Annotated in this window: 14 protein-coding genes; 8 read left to right on the top strand and 6 right to left on the bottom strand. The window is 66.5% G+C overall.

The window, feature by feature from the left end; genetic code table 11:
* Positions 1–6 precede the first annotated feature (6 nt).
* From QW863_RS11585 to QW863_RS11600, 4 genes are all read right to left on the bottom strand, one after another.
* A complete protein-coding gene (locus QW863_RS11585; RefSeq protein WP_315717051.1) occupies positions 7–831 on the bottom strand; it encodes an MlaD family protein in 825 nt (274 codons plus the stop codon).
* 56 nt (positions 832–887) lie between these two features.
* Positions 888–1,604, bottom strand: a complete 717-nt coding sequence (locus tag QW863_RS11590) for a DUF1614 domain-containing protein (protein ID WP_315717052.1) — start codon at positions 1,602–1,604, stop codon at positions 888–890.
* Positions 1,605–1,717: 113 nt separating this feature from the next.
* A complete protein-coding gene (locus QW863_RS11595) occupies positions 1,718–2,287 on the bottom strand; it encodes a class GN sortase (RefSeq protein WP_315717053.1) in 570 nt (189 codons plus the stop codon).
* A 100-nt stretch (positions 2,288–2,387) separates the two neighbouring features.
* Positions 2,388–4,655, bottom strand: a complete 2,268-nt coding sequence (locus tag QW863_RS11600) for a marine proteobacterial sortase target protein (RefSeq protein WP_315717054.1) — start codon at positions 4,653–4,655, stop codon at positions 2,388–2,390.
* A gap of 200 nt (positions 4,656–4,855) precedes the next feature.
* Here QW863_RS11600 and QW863_RS11605 point away from each other — a divergent pair, with 200 nt between their 5' ends.
* Positions 4,856–5,629 (top strand): helix-turn-helix transcriptional regulator, encoded by a 774-nt coding sequence (locus QW863_RS11605; RefSeq protein ID WP_315717055.1) that lies wholly within the window; start codon positions 4,856–4,858, stop codon positions 5,627–5,629.
* 1,153 nt (positions 5,630–6,782) lie between these two features.
* Here QW863_RS11605 and QW863_RS11610 read toward each other — a convergent pair.
* Positions 6,783–8,015, bottom strand: a complete 1,233-nt coding sequence (locus QW863_RS11610) for an ABC transporter substrate-binding protein (protein ID WP_315717056.1) — start codon at positions 8,013–8,015, stop codon at positions 6,783–6,785.
* A 269-nt stretch (positions 8,016–8,284) separates the two neighbouring features.
* Between QW863_RS11610 and QW863_RS11615 the strand changes: the two genes are divergently transcribed.
* The 4 genes from QW863_RS11615 (at position 8,285) to QW863_RS11630 (ending at position 12,436) form a co-directional block, all read left to right on the top strand.
* Entirely contained in the window at positions 8,285–9,424 is a 1,140-nt protein-coding gene (locus QW863_RS11615) for an acyl-CoA dehydrogenase family protein (protein WP_315717057.1), read from the top strand.
* A gap of 217 nt (positions 9,425–9,641) precedes the next feature.
* Positions 9,642–10,811, top strand: a complete 1,170-nt coding sequence (locus QW863_RS11620; protein ID WP_315717058.1) for an acyl-CoA dehydrogenase family protein — start codon at positions 9,642–9,644, stop codon at positions 10,809–10,811.
* Complete coding sequence (locus tag QW863_RS11625; RefSeq protein ID WP_315717059.1) at positions 10,811–11,467, top strand: glutathione S-transferase family protein; 657 nt, start codon at positions 10,811–10,813, stop codon at positions 11,465–11,467. Before QW863_RS11620 ends, QW863_RS11625 begins: the two co-directional genes overlap by 1 nt.
* 177 nt (positions 11,468–11,644) lie before the next feature.
* The gene (locus QW863_RS11630) at positions 11,645–12,436 is read left to right on the top strand and encodes a helix-turn-helix domain-containing protein (RefSeq protein WP_315717060.1); all 792 of its coding nucleotides are present in this window, start codon (positions 11,645–11,647) and stop codon (positions 12,434–12,436) included.
* Here QW863_RS11630 and QW863_RS11635 read toward each other — a convergent pair.
* Positions 12,406–14,988, bottom strand: coding sequence for a cation-translocating P-type ATPase (locus tag QW863_RS11635; RefSeq protein ID WP_315767744.1), 2,583 nt, complete (start codon positions 14,986–14,988; stop codon positions 12,406–12,408). The two genes, QW863_RS11630 and QW863_RS11635, sit on opposite strands and share 31 nt — an antisense overlap.
* A gap of 186 nt (positions 14,989–15,174) precedes the next feature.
* Between QW863_RS11635 and QW863_RS11640 the strand changes: the two genes are divergently transcribed.
* The 3 genes from QW863_RS11640 (at position 15,175) to QW863_RS11650 (ending at position 19,514) form a co-directional block, all read left to right on the top strand.
* Positions 15,175–16,041 carry a 3-keto-5-aminohexanoate cleavage protein gene (locus QW863_RS11640; protein ID WP_315767746.1) on the top strand — a complete coding sequence of 289 codons (867 nt, stop codon included), beginning with the start codon at positions 15,175–15,177 and terminating at the stop codon, positions 16,039–16,041.
* 120 nt (positions 16,042–16,161) lie between these two features.
* A complete protein-coding gene (locus QW863_RS11645) occupies positions 16,162–17,757 on the top strand; it encodes an AMP-binding protein (RefSeq protein ID WP_315767748.1) in 1,596 nt (531 codons plus the stop codon).
* A gap of 140 nt (positions 17,758–17,897) precedes the next feature.
* Positions 17,898–19,514: an acyl-CoA carboxylase subunit beta gene (locus QW863_RS11650; protein ID WP_315767750.1), complete on the top strand. Its 1,617-nt coding sequence runs from the start codon at positions 17,898–17,900 to the stop codon at positions 19,512–19,514.
* Positions 19,515–19,521 lie beyond the last annotated feature (7 nt).

Here is a 19,521-nt window from a genome sequence, read left to right on the forward strand (position 1 = left end):
CGCCCCTCAGCGTGACGCCGGCACGCGGCGCGGACCCGGACCCGCCGGCTGGCCGCCGAACTTGACGGTCATCGCATTGGCGCCGTCGCTGATGTCGACCAGCGTCTTGCGGCTGTCGTCGATCACCTTGGCAGATTTGCGCTTGAAGCCGTCGACCAGCTCGCGCATCGACTTGATCTGGTCGAACAGCTGGCCGGGATTGCCGTCGGCAAATCCGGGAATGGCGCCGTCGATCTTGGTCACGAGCGTGTCGAAGCCCTTGAAGATGTCCTCGGCCTTGTCGATCGCGGAATCGAACGCCGCGGTCTTGGCCTGCAGCGAGGCGGTCTCGCTCTCGAAGCTCTGTAGCGCCTCCTTGATGGCCGGCGCATTGCTGACGACGTATTTGTCGATGTTGTGCACCGTCTCGACCATCGTCTCCTGGTCCTTGAGATCGGCCGTCAGCACCGGCACGCCGTCGCGATCGAGCGGCACCGGCGGCGCCGTCGGCGCGCCGCCGACCAGCGAGATCGCGGCGATGCCGGTCAGGCCCTGGAACTCGATGCCGGCGGTGGTGTCCTTGCGGATCGGCGCGGACTTGTCGAGCGTGATCATGGCAACGATCTTGCGCGGGCTTTCCAGATTGATCGACAGGATCTGCCCGGCCTGCACGCCGTCGAAATTCACCGGCCCGCCCTTGCGCAGGCCCGCCGCCGAGCCGCCGTCGAACACGACGCGCATCATGCTGCGCTGCTCGGCAAGGCGATGCTTCTGCTTGATCAGGACGCCGCTGATCCCGGCCGCGACGGCCGCGATCGTCAGGGTTCCCACGATGAGATTGATCGCGCGCATTCCGTGCCCACTGCTGTCTCGCTCGATTTTAGCCGCTATGTCTCCCGGTTGAAAGCTCAGCGCGCAAGGCCCGGCCGGGAGGGCGCGGCGAGGCCGGCCAGCAGCACCGCCAGGATACCGGTGAGAAAAATGCCATCGAACGTCCCGGCACCGCCGATCGAGGCCACGGGCGCGCCGAGGCTGCCGATCTTGTCGAGGTTCATCAGGTCGGCGCCGACCAGCGTGCCCATCGAGCCGCCGATATAGGCCAGCGGCGCGGCATATTCGCGCGACAGCAGGAACGCCAGGATCGCGGTCACGACAACCGGCGCGAACACCGGCACGGCGATGCCGACGCCCTGCACCGGCGTCGCCATCGCGTGGATGATCACGGCGATCACCAGCACCGCGATCGCGGCGCGCAGCCAGAGCTGGTAGCGCAGCATGAGATAGGTCGACATGATCGTCGGGATCACGGCGCCGCCGACATTCACAGCGAGCAGCGTGCCGGGCCATTGATGCACCAGCGGCACGACATATTGCATGCCGAAAAAGTCGATGATCTCGCCGGAGCGCGCGACCTGCCCGGGCAGCATGGTGATCGGAATGTTGAAATAGCTGCCGACCAGCGAGCCGAACAGCAGCAGCATCGCGGTGCCCGAGCTGACGCCGAGCTTCATGTAGGCGTAGCGCAGGATGCCGAGCTGGATCAGGACGATCAGGACGCCGAACGCCAGCACCAGGATGGCGAAGAAGACCGGCGTGATTGGCAGATATTGGACCTGGGAATGCATGTCGGAAGCGCTTGGATGTGAGCCTTGCTGAGCCCGTGGGATCATCCCACGGGAGCGGCAGGGTGACAAATGGGCATTCGTCGCCTGGTTCCCAAGAACGGCCATGCTCGTGTTCATTTGCCCGCAGCGATCATTGTGGCGTGCAGCACATAACGCTCCGGCCCCTGTGTCAGGGCGTCGAATGGCCAGCAGGTCGACAGCACCAGTTCGGCGCTCTCGGTCCCTGGATCGATCCCCGAGGCATCGAAGCGCACCACACGGGCGGCGTCGGCGCGATAGCGGAACGTCTTGCCGTCGCGCCTGACGATGTCGATCTCGTCGCCGATTTTGATGTCGCGCAGGAAGCGGAAATGCGTGTCGCGGTGCGCGGAGTACACCGCGACGCCCGGCTCGCCCGGCTCGGCGCTGCCTTCGACATGGCCGGCACCGAAGGCGAGCGCCTGGCCGCTGGAGCCGGCCAGCGCGATGGTGGAGACGCCGAGGCGCTTCACCTCGATGAGCGCCACCGGGACCGTGTCGGCCCAGGACCAGGGCTTGGCGGCATGGCCGGTCGCAACGGTCTGGCTGAACGCGCGGTCGAGCAGCACTTGCGCGAGAACGGCCTTGGCGTGGATGAAGGCGCCGTGGCCGAACAGGATGAGACCGACGAGCGCGACGGCGAGCGGGGTGACGAAGCGGGGCATTGTCTCTCCTCCCGTCATTGCGAGGAGCGAAGCGACGGAGCAATCGAGAGTCGGGTCCTGAGCCCTGGATTGCTTCGTTTCGCTCGCAATGACGTGCTCCTTAGTTGGCAACTCGCCGCCTGATCGCGACCAGCCAGATCAGTTCGAGCATCAGCACGCCCAACCCGAGCAGCATGCTCAGCTCGGCATCGGTCGCCGTCTTCGGCAGGGTGATCGTCGCGGGCGACGCTGGCACCACCGGTCGCTTCACCGCGGCGAGCTGGACGTCGCCGTTGGCCTCAGCGCGGCGCTCGTTCTGCATTGCCGGCACCCGGCCGTGCTCGCCGAACACCTTCTCGAAGTCCCAGCCGGCCGGCAGGTTGATCGGCAACTCGGCGAGCCTCAGCGGCTCGCCGTCGGGACGGCGCGGCGTCTTGTCGACGGCGACGAGGCTGGTCAGGCGCGTCACCAACTGATGCTCCAGCGCCAGCTTGAGAATGGCGCCGTCGGCTTCCTCCGGCGTCATCTGCCGCATGGTCCTGGCCACCTCGGCGTCGCCGATCTTGCGCCGCGCCCACAGCTTTGAGAGGCCCTTGCCCTCGGCGGCGCCGGACAGCGGCAACGTGATGGTCCATGGCTGGTCGCCGATGCGGCCCTTGAGCTGCAGCGATCCGGCGAGACGGTCGATCTTGGCGGCGAGCACGAGCGGCTCGTTGCGATAGACGTCCGGCAGCACGGCTGGCGTGAGATCGGCGGAGGCTTCCGAGAAGCTCGCGCTGAGCCCGGTCACGATCGGGTTCTCGAGCTTGGCGAAGAGATCGCGCATGCGCCCCTCGACCTGCTCGACCGAGCCGATATGGGTGAAGGCGCCGCGGCCAAGCTCTGAGGCGCGGGTCATCAGATAGGTGTTCGGCGCCGAGCCGATGCCGACCATGAAGATGCGCGAGCGGCCGCGCATTGCGGTAATGGTCTCGAATAGCTGCTGCTCGTTGCCGATGGCGCCATCGGTGAGGAATACCACCTGTCGCACGCGGTCGCTGTCGCTGCCATCATCGGTCAGCGCCGCGCGCATCGCCGGCACCATCTCGGTGCCGCCGCGCGCGTCCAGCGAACTCACGAAGCTGGTGGCGCTGCCGACATGCTCGGCATCGGCCGGCACCGAGGCGGGGAAGAGCACCGTCATGGTGTCGTCGAAGCGGATCACGTTGAAGCGATCGTTCGGCTGCAGCCGTCCCAGCGCATAGAGCAGGCTGGCCTTGGCCTGGCGGATCGAGGTGCCGCCCATCGAGCCGGAATTGTCGATCACGAAGATGACGTCGCGCGGCTGCGGGCGCTGCGCCGTTGCAGCCACCGCCGGCGGCGTGACGAAGGCGAGCAGATAGTCGGCGTCGCCGACCTGCTCGTGAAACAGCCCGACCGACGGCATCGTCGCAGCGGCCGGCTTCCAGGTCAGCTCGAAGTCGCGGTCGGCCGGCACCACGCCCTCGGCCAGGGTGACGACTCGCGTCTTCGCATCGGGGCTGTCGATCGTCACTTGGTGATGGTGGCTCTTGACCTCGCTGAGCGCAAAGCCGGCCTGCAGCCGCACCGCGATCCTGGTTGGATTGACCGGATCATTCTTGGCCGGATCGAGCACCTCCGGGGAGATGCGTTTGCGGTCCGGTACCGGATCGTTCGCAGCGGCGCCCCAGCCGTTGCTATCAGGGCGCAAATCGACGCTCTGCACGATCGGCGCCGGATTGTAGCGCGGCGCGACGACCAGCGGCACCCGCAGCGAGAATTCGCCGGCCGCCTGCGCCACCGGCTGCTGATATTCGATCTGCACCAGCACGGTTTCGCCGGGGCCGATATTGGCGAGCGAGTTGGTGAAGATGTTCGGCCGCTCCTGCTCGGTCAGCGCCGCGGTCTTGCCGTCGCGCTTGGCCTGCTCGTAGATCACCTTGGCCTGTTCGCGCGGCTTGATGTCGCCGACCACGACGCGGTCGCCGACGATCATCTTCAGCGTGTCCACCGCGCTGTCCGGCGGCAGCGGATAGACATAGACCGCCTCCATCCATTGCGAACTCGTGTTCTTGAACAGTTGCGTCACGCGCGCCCGCGCCGTCGGCCCCGACACGACGATATCGACGTCGATGCCGAGCCGCGGCGCCTCGGCGTAACCGGCGTCGCTCTTGAACAGCAGCGCCCCGGAGCGGGCATCGCCCGGCCTGGTCAGGGGCGCCAGCGGCCCTTCGGCGGACCAGCCAGGGGTGACGCTGAGAAACAGCGCCGTGAAGCCGACCAGCAGCACGGCGGCGGCCTGCAGCAGCAGGAATAGCAGCATGGTCACGATCCACGACCGGACCGGATGGGTGCTGCTTCTGATATCGTGGTCCATCGTCTCGCTCATCATTGGCTCCGCAACGAACAATTTCGGCATGCCGACACTGAGCGCAGCCCGCCAGCGCCGCGAGCGGAATGGTCGGTCTTGTTCGGCCGCCGCCCGCCCGCGCATGTCCGGTGGTGGTCGAGAGCGCGGCTGATCTGTCCGGGTTTGTGCTGATTTGTCCGTCTGCTAGAAGAGGTGCGCACCACGCGGCAGGGGACAGGATGTCGATACCGGACAACAGCGAGCTTTCCGACGAACAGAGCCGGCAGGTCGCGGAGACCATCCGCGAGGAGATTGCGCGGCGCCGGATGTCGCGGCAGGCGCTGGCGGAGCAGGCCAAGCTGAGCCTCTCGACCCTGGAGAAGGCCCTCGGCGGCCGCCGCCCGTTCACGCTCGCTACCATCGTCCGGCTCGAGCAGGCGCTCGGCATGTCCCTGCGCAAGCCGCCGAGTGCACCTCTCGCCGCACCTGCCGCAAGCGGCGGCATTGCGCCCGACAGCCTCGGCTCCTATTCGCGGCGGGCTGTGGAGTGGATCGAGGGCACCTACGTCACCTTGCGGCCGTCATTCGGCGACAAGGACGCCGTCTATGCGTACCGCACCGACATCGTCTGGGACGATGCGGCGTCGTCGCTGGTGTTTCGCGAGGGCGCGCGGCTCGATGCGGCGTTCACGCAGTTCGGCGAGGTCGCCGTGCCCAACCAGTCCGGCTTCGTCTACCTCGTCACCAACCGCCACGGCCAGCACCGGCTGATCACGGTGTCGCGTCCCACCATTACCGGCGAGATGTACGGCATCATCACGACCTTGCTCGCCGGCCGCGGCTCGCTGCTGACACCGATCGCCGCGCCGATCGCGCTGCTGCCGCTGCGCAATGTCGATGAGCCGAGCTTCGGCCGGCTCGGCGCGGATGACCGGCACTACCCGCTGTATCGCGAGCACCTGCGCAAGACGGTCGAGGAGCCGTTCGCGCTGTTCGTGCAGGGCGTGCCGTGACGTGTTGGGCGCAAAACTCACCACCGTCATTGCGAGGAGCGAAGCGACGAAGCAATCCAGAGTCTCGCACTCAGCCTGGATTGCTTCGCTTCACTCGCAATGACGGAGCATGTTGGGGGGGCGGCATCGCCTCAACGCACCCCCGTCATCCCGGCGACCGCCGTGATCCATAACCATAGGGCGTGGGTTGAGGCAGGATAGTCATGAGCATCTCGCCCCTCATGTCTGCTGCGGCGTATAGGTCCCGGATCGGCGCCGCGGCGTGCTGGCGCACGTCACGGCTTGTCCGGGACGACGGGAGGGGAGATCGGATTCACATCTCAAACAGCGCGAACGTTGCGAGCAATTCGGGTCTCAGCAACGCTCGGAAATTGTGAAAGAGGGGCATAAAGATACAGTCTCGCGGCGGGTGACGCCCGAGCTATGCGACCGGTTCGTCCCTCCTGAAAGTGCAGAGGGCGCAGGGAATGCCGGGTGAAGGCCTCACCCATGGCCCGCCTGCGAAAAGAATGCAGGCGGCAGGTACCACAGGCAAAGCCGAGCACGCCGGCATTCCCTGCGCGATGGGTTGAACGCTTATACGCAGTCTCCCTGGTGCGCCGGCTTGTTGGCCACCATGGCGACAATGCGCTTGCGCGCATTGCGCTGGACACCAGCTTCGGGGTGTCAGGACGCTGCGACTTCACGTCCGCGAGCGATCGTTCGTCCGCGCCCTCGTGAGAAGACGCTGCGATCTCTCGCGGCCACCGCATCCCCGCCTCGCGTGTCGTGACGATCGCGCGCAACGCCCCTCTGCGGTGAGGCGGGATGTCGAGAGATGATCATGGATTCGGAAAAATAGCAATAAGTTTTTGGATGGCAGAATGTTGCGTCACGGGCAGTCTGCTCCCCTCCCCCTTGCGGGGAGGGGTCGGGGGTGGGGGTCCACGAAGACCGCTCGAAGTATTGGGGTGATGAGAAGGAATTGTTCTGGGGGGGTGGTTGCGGCGCCGAAATGCGCTGTGCCCTTCACGGCCTTTGGAGTGCGGAGACCCCCACCCCCAACCCCTCCCCGCAAGGGGGAGGGGAGCCGATCGTCGGCGTAGAGAGAGGGGGGCTCAAGCGATGCGGCGCGTCGTTGGACGATTCCGAGTGAGGCGCCGCAGCGACGCTGCTATCCCCCGACGTCCGCGCTGATGATGTCGCCGAACAGGTCCCATTTGCCGCCCTTGAACTGCATCATCTTGAGCTGCTCGATCGGGGCGAAGTCGTTGGGGCCGGTGTTGACCTTGATGCCCGGGATCAGGGTATCCGGCGCGAAGTCCTTGAGGCTGGCGGCCTGCTTCATGACGTTGTCGCGGGTGAGAGTGTCGCCGCACTGTTTCAGGGTCTGCACCATGGTCTGGGCCGCGGCATAGCCATAGGCGAGGTTGGCGTCGGAGATGTTGGCGCCCGGCATGTACTTGTCGATGAAGGCCATGAACTTCTTCATGCCCTCGTCGTCCTTCCACTGGGGGTCCGACGGATCCTTGAGATAGCCGGCGGACAGCACGCCCTCGGACGCCTCGAGGCCGGCCGGCTTCATCACCGCGCCGATCGAGATCGAGACGTCGGTCATCAGATGCATCGGCTTCCATTCCAATTCGGCGATCTTCTTGATCGCCTGCGCCGCGAATTTCGGCGTCGAGATGTTGACGAACACGTCGGCGCCGGTGCCCTTGAGCTTGACGATGTGGGAGTCGATCGACGGCTCGGTGGTCTCGTAGCTCTCCTCGGCGACGATCATGGTCTTGGCCTTGTCGCCGAGCACCTCCTTGATGCCGAGGACGTAGTCCTTGCCGAAATCGTCATTGGCATAGAAGATCGCGATCTTCGCGTTCGGCTTCTCCTTGAGGATGTACTTGGCGAAGATCCGCGCCTCGACGCGGTAGCTCGGCTGGAAGCCCATGGTCCAGGGGAATTCCTTCGGGTCGTTCCATTTGCTGGCGCCGGTGGCCAGGAACAGCTGCGGCACCTTCTTGGCGTTGTGATATTTCTGCACGGCGGTCTGGGTCGGCGTGCCCAGCGCGTTGAACACCAGGAACACCTCGTCGCTCTCGATCAGCTTGCGCACCTGCTCGACCGTCTTCGGCGGGCTGTAGCCGTCGTCATAGGAAATGAAGTTGATCCGGCGGCCGTTGATGCCGCCCTGATCGTTGATCATCTTGAAATAGGCCTCCTCGGTCTTGCCGATGATGCCGTAGGCCGAGGCCGGGCCGCTATAGGCCTCGACGTTGCCGATCCTGATCTCGGTGTCGGTGGCGCCAGTGTCGTATTTCTTTTGCGCAAGCGCGCTCTGGCTCGCCAGTACGGAAAAGGCGGCCGCGGCCGCGAATGAGAGCAGTGTCCTGGTCGTCATCGGCAACATTCCCTGGGCTTCCTCTGGTTGAATTTTCGTGATTGTCGTTCTTGTTCTTGGCTTGCGGCGATGGCGACCATGGAAGGCCGCTCACGGCAACGAGTGGGCAGATGTGTGCAATGCACTGTCTTGCGTCCAGGCGCTGGCCCCGGGAGGCCGGCCGGGCCGACCGGGCGCGCCGCAGGTGATTTTGCCGGTCAGCCACTCCACGCAAGTTGATGCGGGCGTTTCCGGCGCATCTTCGGAAGCGCACGAAGCAGGATGCTCCCGGCACCGCCATGACGAAAAGCCCGTTCTACACGGCCGAGCACGAGGCCTTCCGCGACGTCATCAAGCGCTTCGTCGACAAGGAGATCGCGCCGTTCGCGAGCGCGTGGGACGAGGCCGGAGAATTTCCGCGCGCGCTATATCTGAAGGCGGCGGAGATCGGCCTGCTTGGGCTCGGCTTCCCGGAGGAATTCGGCGGCGTGCCGGCCGACCAGTTCATGAAGATCGTGTCGTCGCAGGAACTGGCGCGTGCGGGTGCCGGAGGCATCAGCGCCAGCCTGATGAGCCATACGATCGGCGCGCCGCCGATCGCGCGCGCCGCGCAGCCGCAGGTGAGGGCGCGCGTGCTGCCGGAGATTCTGGCTGGGCGCAAGATCTCGGCGCTGGCGATCACCGAGCCGAGCGGTGGCTCAGACGTTGCCAATCTCAGGACCAGGGCCGTCCGCGACGGCGATCACTATGTCGTCAGCGGCGAGAAGACATTCATCACCTCCGGGATGCGGGCCGACTACATCACGGTCGCGGTGCGCACCGGCGGACCGGGGCCGGCTGGCGTCAGTCTGCTGCTCGTGCCGGGCGACACGCCGGGGCTGACGCGCACCAAGCTCGACAAGATGGGCTGGTGGGCGTCGGACACCGCGACCCTGCATTTCGACGGCTGCCGCGTGCCCGTCGAGAACCTGATCGGAGAGGAGGGGCAGGGCTTCAAGCTGATCATGCACAATTTCAACAGCGAGCGGATGGGCATGGCGGCGAGCTGCACGGCCTACGCCCGTGTCTGCCTCGACGATGCGATTGCCTACGCCAAGGAGCGCCAGACCTTCGGCAAGCCGCTCGCGCAGCACCAGGTCATCCGCCACAAGCTGGTCGACATGGCGCAGCGCGTGGCGGCATCGCAGGCGATGCTGGAAATGCTGGCGTGGCGGCTCGAACAGGGTGACAATCCGGTCGCCGAGATCTGCATGATGAAGAACCAGGCGACGCAGACGATGGCCTACTGCGCCTCCGAAGCCGTGCAGATCTTCGGCGGCGCCGGTTTCATGCGGGGTGTCCGCGTGGAACGGATCTATCGCGAGGTCAAGGTCAACGCCATCGGCGGCGGCACCGAGGAGATCATGAAGGACCTGGCGAGCCGGCAGATGGGATTGTGACGCGCGCCTTCTCAGCGCACGTCATTCCGGGGCAGGGCCGCAGGGCTGAACCCGGAATCTCGAGGTTGTTGGAACGAACGCAAAGCAATCTCTGGATTCCGGGTTCAAGGCCTGCGGCCTTGCCCCGGAATGACGAGCGTGACTCAGTCAAATGAGACCATATCGAGATTCCCGGTTCGGTCGCTCGCGATCGCTCCGGAATGACAGGGAATGAAACATGCTCTTCTCCGCCGACCACGACGAACCGCGCCGCATCCTGCAGAAGTTCATCGCCGCCGAGATCAATCCTCACGTCGACGAATGGGAGGAAGCCGGCATCTTCCCCGCGCATGAGCTGTTCAAGAAGCTCGGTGACCTCGGCTTTCTCGGCCTCAACAAGCCGGTCGAGTTCGGCGGCCAGGGGCTGGACTATTCCTACGCGCTGATGATGGCGGAAGAGCTCGGCGCCATCAATTGCGGCGCGATCCCGATGGCGATCGGCGTGCAGACCGACATGGCGACGCCGGCGCTGGCGCGGTTCGGCTCCGACGAGGTGCGTAAGGAGTTCCTGGCGCCCGCGATCTCAGGCGACTACGTCGCCTGCATCGGCGTCTCCGAGCCCGGCGCGGGCTCCGATGTCGCCTCGATCAAGACCCAGGCGCGCGGCGATGGCGACGACTACGTCATCAATGGCGGCAAGATGTGGATCACCAACGGCACCCAGGCCGATTTTATCTGCCTGCTCGCCAACACCAGCGACGGACCTGTCCATCGCAACAAGTCGCTGATCTGCGTGCCGATGAAGAGCAAGGGCGTGCAGGTCGCGCGCAAGCTCGACAAGATGGGCATGCGCTCGTCGGATACCGCGCAGATCTTCTTCGACAACGTCCGGGTGCCCAAGCGCAACCGCATCGGCGAGGAGGGGCAGGGTTTTACCTATCAGATGATGCAGTTCCAGGAGGAGCGACTGTGGGCGGGCGCCGCCTGCCTGAAGGCGCATGAGTCCATCATCAACGCGACCATCGAGTACACGCGCAACCGCAAGGCCTTCGGTCGCTCGATCCTCGACAACCAGGTCGTCCATTTCAAGCTCGCGGAAATGCAGACCGAGGTCGAGCTGCTGCGCGCGCTGACCTACCAGGCCGCGGAGGCGCTGATCGCCGGCGAGGACGTGACGCGGCTCGCGACCATGGTGAAGCTCAAGACCGGCCGGCTCGGCCGCGAGCTCACCGACGCCTGCCTGCAATATTGGGGCGGCATGGGCTTCATGAACGAGACCCCGGTCAGCCGCGCCTATCGCGATTCGCGCCTGAGCTCGATCGGCGGCGGCGCCGACGAGGTCATGTTGACCATCCTGTGCAAGATGATGGGGACTTTGCCCGGCACCGGCAAAGCTGGGAGCGCCTGATGATCACGCTGTATCATTGCGACGGCGCCCGCTCGTTTCGCCCGTTGTGGATGCTGGAAGAGCTTCGACTTAACTACGAGTTGAAGATGCTGCCGTTCCCGCCGCGGGTGCTGGCGAAGGAGTATCTGGCGATCAATCCGCTCGGCACGATCCCGTTCATGATCGACGGCGAGACGAAAATGACGGAGTCCTCGGGCATCTGCCATTATCTCGGCATCAAGCACGGCCCGACGCCGCTGATGGTCGGGCCTGAGGAAAAGGACTACGGCGCGTTCCTGAACTGGATGTATTTCTCCGACGCGACGCTGACGTTCCCGCAGACGCTGGTATTGCGATACACTCAGCTCGAGCCGGAGGAGCGTCGCTCGCCGCAGGTCGCCACCGATTATGCCAAGTGGTTCCTGGGACGGCTGCGCGCCGTGGAGGCAGCAACCGCGAATGCCGAGTTCTTGTGCGCGGGTCGTTTCACCGCGGCCGACATCGTGATCGGCTATGCATTGCGTCTCGCAGACACGCTTGGGCTCGCCAAGGATTTTGGGCCGAATGTGGCTGCCTATTGGGTGCGATTGCAGCAGCGCGAGGGCTATCAGCGGGCACGCGCCGCCGAGCAGCGTGCGGGCGTGGAGCAGGGCATCGAGCCGCGGGTAAGGCCGTAGCTTTAGGCACGTCATTCCGGGGCGATGCTCACGCGCGCCCCGGAATGACGATCATCTCGGATCGGTGAGTTAACCGCGACAAAAATCGGCAATCGTCGCCGATGACAGGGCCGCGAATTGCGCTATGGTTCTTCTCCAAAGAAGCGGCCGACAGAGCCGCGCCTCAGGAGGAAGACCATGGATGTGACCCGCCGGGACTCCGGCCATCTCATGCTGATCACGCCCGAGCGCGTCTTCTACGCCGGGCTGCTCGGCCGTCCGCGCCAGCGCTGCTCGGGCGCGTGCCATATCTACGTCGCGCTCACCGGCAGCCTGCGGCTGATTCCCGACGGCGGCGAGGAGCGTCGCGGCGAGCTGCTGGTCGTGCCGCCCAACAGGCCGCACACGATCGAGAGTGACTATCGGACCGTCATCGTCGTAACGATCGAGCCGGAGAGCGTGCCGATCGGCACCTTGGATCGCTTCGCGAGCAAGGTCACCCGCGAGGCGGAGGCCTATGCTGGCCGCATCCGCGCCGCCTATGAGGAGCTGGTGCAGCGGCCGCTGAGCGGCGACGTCACCAGCGCCGTGTTCGACCGGCTGTGCTTCGGCGAGGTGCTGCCGCAGCGGACGCTCGATCCGCGCGTGGTCAAGGCGATCGCGCTGATCAGCCGCTTCTCCGGCGAGCCGGCGACGGCCGAGAGCTGCGCCGCCGCCGTCGGGCTCTCGACGTCGCGCTTCCTGCATCTGTTCAAGGAGGAGACCGACATCTCCTTCCGCTCGTTCCGCGCCTGGAAGCGCGCGCGGCATCTGCTCAACTACGCCAACCAGGACCTCAACCTGGCGCATCTCGCGCAGGACATCGGTTATCCGGATTCCACGCATTTCAGCCACTCGATCCGGCGCTTCTACGGGCTGAAGCCGCGCGCGATCTTCTCCGGCTCGCGCGATCTCGCGATCTACCGCGCCGGCGAGGTCGCCTTGACCTGACCTTTCCTGGCTGCGTGCCGCGCCAGCGCGGCGCGCAGTGGGAACTTCGACAGTTCGAGCATGATCAGCGTCGTGATCGCGGCTGCCGCGGTCAGCGCGAGATCGTCGGCGTGCAGCGGTCCGAACCGGAACAGCGTCGCGGCGGCGGGCAGCGTCAGGCTGGTCGCGAGCACGGCGACGACGAAGCCGATCACCGCCAGCAGCATGCGGTTCGGCCGCAGCAGCGCCTCGCGCAGCGAGCTCGAGAACGAGCGGTTGACGAAGATCAGGCTGACGATCACCGACACCAGGGTGAAGAACACCAGCGCGCGGAGCTCGTCGTCCGGCATGCCGTTGCGGTGTGCCAGCAGCAGGACGCCGCCGGTGGTGAGCATAGCCAGGATGCCCTGCAGCGCCCCCCACAGCACCAGCGGCCGCGGCAGCAATGGCTCCTGCGGATCGCGCGGCGGCCGCCGCATGATGTCGCTTTCCTCGGTCTCGGCCTCGAACACCAGCGAGCAGACGGGATCGATGATCATTTCGAGAAAGGCGATGTGCACGGGTCCGAGCAGCAGCGGCAGGCCCGTGACGAGCGGCAGCAGCGCCAGCCCGGCGATGGGAAAGTGCACGGCGAGGATGAAGCTCATCGCCTTGCGCAGATTGTCGTAGATGCGCCGGCCGAGCCGGATCGCCTTGACGATCGAGCCGAAATCATCGTCGAGCAGCACGATCGCCGAGGCCTCGCGCGCGACGTCGGTGCCGCGGCCGCCCATCGCGATGCCGATATGCGCGGCCTTGAGCGACGGCGCGTCGTTGACGCCGTCGCCGGTCATCGCGACGATCTCGCCGTCGGCCTTGAGCGCGGTGACGATGCGCAGCTTCTGCTCCGGCATGATGCGCGCGAACGCCGTCGGCGCGCGCGCCGCAAGCGCCAGGGCGTCGTCGTCGAGATCGGCAAGCTCGGGGCCCGCGATGACGCGCTCGGGATCGATCCCGGCCTGCCGCGCAATGGCGGTGGCCGTCGCGGGATAGTCGCCGGTGATCATGATGACGCGGACGCCGGCGGAGCGGCACTCGGCGACGGCATCCTTCACCTCCGGACGCAGCGGGTCGGCGAAGCCGACGAGACCGCGGAACGAGAACGCGAAGTCCTGCTGTGTGTCGGGGAGCGCCTCGCCGCTCCAGCTCGCCTGGGCGACGCCGAGCACGCGCAGGCCCTCGGCGGCGAGCGTCTCGACGCGCGCCTGCAGCGCCGCCAGCTCGCCGCCATCGACGCCGCAGAGCGATGCGATCGCTTCCGGCGCGCCCTTGGCCGCCACGACACCGGCGCCGTCGCGCGACCAGACGTTGGTCATCGCCAGCAGGTCGGGGCGCAGACCGTAGCGCCGCTGCAACGTGGCGCCCGCGGTGGCGTCGGCGCCGAGCGCGTGCAGCGCCTTCTCCATCGGATCATGCGACTGCGGGTCGCAGGCGAGCACGGCGGTGGCGACGAGATCGCGGAAGGGCGGTGCGATGGCATCCGGCGTCGCCGTCGCAGGCTGCAGCGCGCCGCCGTCCGGCAGCACCAGCCGGGCCACCATCATGCGGTTCTGCGTCAGCGTGCCGGTCTTGTCGGTGCACAGCACGGTGGCGGCGCCGAGCGATTCGATCGCCGAAGCGCGCCGCGTCAGCACCCGCGCCTGCGAGATGCGCCAGGCGCCCATCGCCAGGAACACCGTCAGCACGACCGGGAATTCCTCCGGGAGCATCGACATGCCCAGCGCGATGCCGGCGAGGATTCCCTCCAGCCAGCCGCCGCGATACACCGCATAGAGCACGACCGTGATCGCAACCACGATGGCGCCGCCGATCGCGAACGCCACCACCAGGCGCCGGGTCTGCTGCCGCAACCGCGGCGTCTCGGTCTCCAGGGCGGTCACCGACTGGCCGATCCTGCCGATCGCCGTGTGCGGCCCGGTCGCCATCACCTCGGCAATGCCGCCGCCGCGGACGACGAGACTGCCGGAGAACACGAAGGGCTGGTCGTCGCCGCCGGCCACGGTTGCCGCGTCCATCGCTTCGCCGGCGGCCGGTCGCTTGCGCACCGGCACGGATTCGCCTGTCAACAGCGATTCATCCGTGAGCAGATCGTCGCATTGCCGCAGCACCGCATCGGCTGCGACGCGATCACCTTCCCCCAGCACGATGAGATCGCCGCGCACCACCTCGCGGCCGGCGATGCGGATGCGCTCGCCGTCGCGGATCACCAGGGCGCGCGGGCTTGACAGGTCGCGCAGCGATTCCAGCACGCGCTCGGTCCGCGCCTCCTGCACGATGGTGATGAAGACGGAGGCCGAGGCGAACACGCCGAGCAGCATCGCTTCCGCCGCGTCGCCCAGCGCGAGATAAATGCCGGCGCCGCCCAGCAGCAGGAGAAGCATCGGTTCCTTCAGCACGTCGGCGACGAGGCGCAGGATAGAGCGCGAGCCCGGTTGCGGCAGCTCGTTGAAGCCTTCCGTCCGCAGCCGGCGCGCTGCCTCCGCCGCGCTCAAGCCATTGGGAAACATCGGCGCAGGTTGTGGGTCGATCGACATTGCACGCCCGTGAGGAGAAGCCGGAACCGCTTAGCGCCGTTTCCGGCCGCGGACTTGATGCAAAGCAATATCCGGTTGCGCCGCATGTCACCAGCGAGTCAACGCAAGCAGATCCCGGCGTGCGGCCGTCATATACGGACCCTGTCAGCACAGCGCCGCCTGCGCGCAGCCCATCGAACGAGTGCCATGAGCGACAAAGCCGTCATCACCTGCGCGCTGAACGGCGTGCTCACCGATCCCAGGCAGCATCATGTGCCGGTCACGCCCGAGGAGATGGCGCGCGAGGCGCGGCGCGCCTATGACGCTGGTGCTGCGATCATGCACATCCATCTGCGCCAGCAAGCGCCGGGCAAGGGGCATCTGCCGTCCTGGGACGTCGACGTCTCCCGCGAGATCCAGCAGGCGATCCGGGAGGCCTGTCCCGGCGTGATCATCAATCACACCTCGGGCGTGTCCGGACCGAACTATCAAGGCGCGCTCGACTGCATCCGGCAGACCCGGCCGGAGATCGCGGCCTGCAATGCCGGCTCGCTGAACTATCTGAAGGTCAAGGCCGACAACAATTGGGCCTGGCCGCCGATGATGTTCGACAACTCGGTCGAGAAGATCCAGGACTATCTTGCCGCGATGAAGGACGCGCACACGATCCCGGAATTCGAATGCTTCGATGTCGGCATCGTCCGCTGCGTCGGCATGTATCGCCAGGCCGGCATGTATGACGGCCCGCTCGAATACAACTTCGTGATGGGCGTCGCCTCCGGCATGCCGGCCGATCCCGAGCTGCTGCCGATCCTGCTCAAGCTGAAGCTGCCGGAAGCGCACTGGCAAGTCACGGCAATTGGCCGGGCGGAGATCTGGCCGCTGCACCAGCGCTGCGCCGAGCTCGGCGGCCATCTCCGCACCGGGCTGGAGGACACGTTCTATCTCGCCGACGGCACCAAGGTGACCTCGAACGGCCAGCTGATCGAGGCCATCGCGGCGTGCGCGCGGCGCGCCGGCCGCGAGATCGCAAGCCCGGCCGAGGCGCGGCAGATGTTCGGCACGGTGAACTGACGCAGGCAGACGCCGTCATTGCGAGCGCAGCGACGCAATCCAGAGTTCTGCATGACGCCCCTGGATTGCTTCGTCGCCTTCGGCTCCTCGCAATGACGTGAATGGGGAGGGAACAGACCAATGACCAATCTCGACGCCACCGGCGGCGTGTCCGGTCCCGGCCGCATCGGCCGGGTTGCGATCGGCGACCTCCTGAAGCGCGCGGCGCGCCGCTTTCCCGAGCGGGTGGCGATCACCGATGGCGCCCGTCAGGTGACGTTCACCGAGCTCGAGCGCGATGCCAATCGGTTTGCGAACCATCTCGTCGCCAAGGGGCTGAAGCCGGGCGAGAAGATCTCGACCGTCTGCAACAACTCGATCGAGTTCGTCAAAGCGCTGTTCGGCATCCATCGCGCCGGTCTCGTCTGGGTGCCGATCAATACGATGCTCGGGGCCGCCGACATGGATTACATCCTCGGCCATGCCGAGGTCCGCTTCGCGCTCATAGATGACAATCTGTTTGCGCAGCCGGAGCGGCGGGCGGCGCTGGAACAGCGCGGCGTCGAGCTGGTCGCCGTCGATCTCACCGGGACGGCGAGGACCGCGGGGCTTGCCAGCTTCACCGACCTCATCCAGGGGCATTCGGACGTCGAGCCCGGGATCGAGATCAACGATCGCGATCTCGCGATGATCATCTACACGTCGGGCACGACGTCGCGGCCGAAGGGCGCGATGCACTGTCACCTCGCCGTGGTGATGGCCGTCATGAGCAACTGCATCGAGATGCAGCTCTCGCGCGACGACGGGATCACCGGGCAGTTCCCGCTGTTCCACTGTGCCGGTCACGTGCTGCTGCTCAGCTATCTCTCGGTCGGCGGCCGCATGGCGCTGATGCGCGGCTTCGACCCGGTCGCCTGCATGGAGGCGATCGTACGCGATCGGCTGACCGTGTTCGTCGGTCTGCCGCTGATGTACCAAGCCATCCTCGATCATCCGCGGCGGAAGGAGTTCGATCTTTCGCATCTGCGCACCTGCCTCTACACCATGGCGCCGATGGGCCGGCCGCTGCTGGAGCGCGCGATCAAGGAGCTGTGTCCGAACTTCGCGCTGACCAGCGGTCAGACCGAGATGTATCCGGCGACGACGATGTCGCGGCCCGAGGTCCAGCTCGACCGCTTCGGCAACTACTGGGGCGAGTCGCTGTTCGTCAACGAGACCGCCATCATGGACGATGCCGGAAATCTGCTGCCGCCCGGCGAGATCGGCGAGCTGGTGCATCGCGGGCCCAACGTGATGTTGGGCTACTACAAGGATCCGAAATCGACCGAGGACGCCCGCAAGTTCGGCTGGCACCACACCGGCGACCTCGCGGTCATCGACAAGGGCGAGGTGCTGTTCCTCGATCGCAAGAAGGACATGATCAAGTCCGGCGGTGAGAACGTCGCCTCGGTCAAGATCGAGGAGACCCTGCTGGCGCATCCGGCGGTGCAGAATGCCGCCGTCGTCGGCCTGCCGCATCCGCAATGGGGCGAGGCCGTCTCGGCCTTCGTCAAGCTCAAGCCGGGCGCGCAGGCCAGTGAGACCGAGCTGCTCGAGCACTGCCGCAAGTCGCTTGGCGGCTTCCAGGTGCCGAAGCTGGTGCGGGTGCTCGAGGAGATGCCGATGACGGCCACCGGCAAGCTGCGCAAGGTCGAGCTGCGCCAGGCCTATGGCGAGCATTTCGCGAAGAGCGCGTGAGCCGTATCAACGACTTCCGCCGTCATTCCGGGATGGCCCGAAGGGCCAGGCCCGGAATCCATGACCACCATCGGGAGCATGGATACCGGGCTCGCGCTCCGCGCGCCCCGGAATGACGGCCAAAAGAGAGAACCTCGTTCGTGGCAGTGATCGACAACACCATCTCTCCCGCCGGCGCGGCCTTCCAGGCCAACCGTGACGGCATGCTCGACCTGATCGCGCGGATGCGCGATCTCGAGGCGCGCACGCGCAATGCCTCGGCGGCGGCAAAGGAGCGCTTCCATCAGCGCGGCCAATTGTTGCCGCGCGAGCGCGTCGCCCTGGTGCTCGATCCCGGCGCGCCGTTCCTGGAGCTATCGACGCTTGCCGGCTACATGTTCGATACGCCGGACCCGGCCAAGAGTGTGCCGGGCGGCGGCGTCGTCGCCGGCATCGGCTTCGTGTCCGGCGTGCGCTGCATGGTCTCGGCGAACGACGCCGGCATCGATGCCGGCGCGCTGCAGCCTTACGGCCTCGACAAGACCCTGCGCGTGCAGGAGCTGGCGCTGGAGAACAAGCTGCCCTACGTGCAACTGGTCGAGAGTGCCGGTGCCAACCTGCTGCGCTACCGCGTCGAGGATTTCGTCCGCGGCGGCAACATCTTTCGCAACCTGGCGCGGCTATCGGCGGCGGGCCTTCCGGTCGTCACCGTGACGCATGGTTCGTCGACCGCCGGCGGCGCCTATCAGACCGGATTGTCCGACTACATCGTGATGGTGCGCGGACGCACCCGTGCCTTCCTCGCCGGGCCGCCGCTGTTGAAGGCCGCGACCGGCGAGATCGCCACCGAGGAGGAGCTCGGCGGCGCCGAGATGCACACCTCGATCTCCGGGCTCGGCGACTATCTCGCCGAGGACGATCGCGACGCGCTGCGCATCGCGCGCGAGATCATGGGCAAGCTCAACTGGGACCGGCCGTCGCAGGAGTCGTCGCCGGTACAGCCGCCGCGTTACGATCAGGAGGAGCTGCTCGGCATCATGCCGCTCGACCACAAGCGCCCCGTCGACATGCGCCAGGTCATTGCGCGCATCGTCGACGACAGTGACTTCGTCGAGATGGCGCCGAACTACGGGCCTGCGACGGTGTGCGGCCATGCCCGCATCGAGGGCCAGGCGATCGGCATCGTCACCAACAATGGCCCGCTCGATCCGGCGGGCGCCAACAAGGCGACGCACTTCATCCAGGCCTGCTGCCAGACGCGCACACCGATCCTGTATCTCAACAACACCACCGGCTACATGGTCGGCCGCGCCTATGAGGAGGCCGGCATGATCAAGCACGGCTCCAAGATGATCCAGGCGGTGACGTCGGCGACCGTGCCGCAGATCACGATCTATTGCGGGGCCTCGTTCGGGGCGGGCAATTACGGCATGTGCGGCCGCGGCTTCCACCCGCGCTTCTGCTTCTCCTGGCCCAACGCCAAGACCGCCGTGATGGGTGGTGAGCAGGCGGCGGAGACGATGGCGATCGTGACCGAAGCGGCCGCAGCGCGCCGCGGCAAGCCGGTGGAACGCGAGAAGCTCGACGCCATGAAGGCGCAGATCATCGGCGTGTTCGACAGCCAGATGGACGTGTTTGCGACTTCGGCGCGCGTGCTCGACGACGGCGTGATCGATCCGCGCGACACCCGCGCGGTGCTGTCGGAGGTGCTGGCGATCTGCCGCGAGGCGGAGGCGCGGCAGCCGCAGCGCATGCAGTTCTCGGTGTCCAGGCCATGAGCGGAGA

The organism is Bradyrhizobium sp. SZCCHNR1017 (genome assembly GCF_032381375.1).
Lineage (GTDB): Bacteria > Pseudomonadota > Alphaproteobacteria > Rhizobiales > Xanthobacteraceae > Bradyrhizobium.